The organism is Alcanivorax sp. HI0044 (assembly GCF_001634945.1).
Window position 1 is genome coordinate 1 of the sequence record NZ_LWEZ01000421.1, and the last position, 1,029, is coordinate 1,029.

The following is a 1,029-nucleotide window of genomic DNA, read 5'->3' on the forward strand; positions in this document are numbered from 1 at the left end:
GACTGCTCTCAGGCGACATACCGGTTTGGTACATCCGCAAGCTACGACGGTCAGGCGCTGGATGTTCTGGTTCAGGTGCTGCAGGAAGACAATGATCAGGCCGGGAGCTTTCAGTGTCTGGGGGTGGAAGAGGGCGTGTTGTTTGCCAGTTTGCGAGACAAGGATAACGGCGAAAATATTGCCTACCAGGATTTGCGGTTAACGGTGGTTCGTCAGGGAACCACCACGCCTGTTGTTGTGGACCGGTTGATCGTTACCGGGTTCGATCTGGACAGTAACAACTCTAGCACGGGCAGTGATGACCTTTACTTCAACACCGGTGAAAAAACGCGTTCCTATGTGTCCGTTAACACGGATACCACCGTTTCTTCATCGGCGTCTGGCGGCTATAACACGCGCATAAAAGGGCGGGATACTGATTGCACCGACGGTGCCACAACCGTCGAGCCCGAGTGCCGTGCCAGTGTGGTGTTTTCGGAAACATCCAGTGCGTCTTTTCGGGTTCAGAATGATAATGCGTACGGAACAGAAAGCTCGTCGAGTACCGCCCGGCGTGTTTCCTATTTGTCTCTGCGTGTTGACGATTTCGATGATGTGGTGGACGGCAATACGGATTACGGCGATGCCCCTTCGCCCTATGTGGCTGCCCGACAGGCTGTAAGCAGTTTTCTGGGTTTAGGTGCCGGTCTGGTGCCAGACCATGAAAGTGCGCAGCAAGCCAGTGCGGGCGCGGACGGTGATGACCTTGATGGGGCGGGGGGCGCGGTTGTCAACTTTGACGATGAAGATGGCGTTACCCTGGGCGGAAGCGCTCTGAATGATCAATCCATCTTTCCGGGGCAGCAAAGCGAACTGTCGGTGACCACATACGGTTCGGGTTACCTGAACGTCTGGTTCGACTGGAACCGGGATGGGGATTTCAGCGATGCCGGCGAGCGGATGGTATCCAATCGTCAGATCACCAATAACGGCGAAACATCCAGCGGCAATAATTCCTCCAATTTCGTTACGGTCACGCCGGTGACCATT

1 protein-coding gene is annotated in these 1,029 nt (G+C 55.2%); it reads left to right on the forward strand.

Annotated elements, in window-relative coordinates; all coding sequences use genetic code 11:
- Positions 1 to 1,029 (forward strand): GEVED domain-containing protein (locus A3730_RS31085; protein WP_197477304.1); only part of this gene is annotated, 1,029 nt, incomplete at both ends.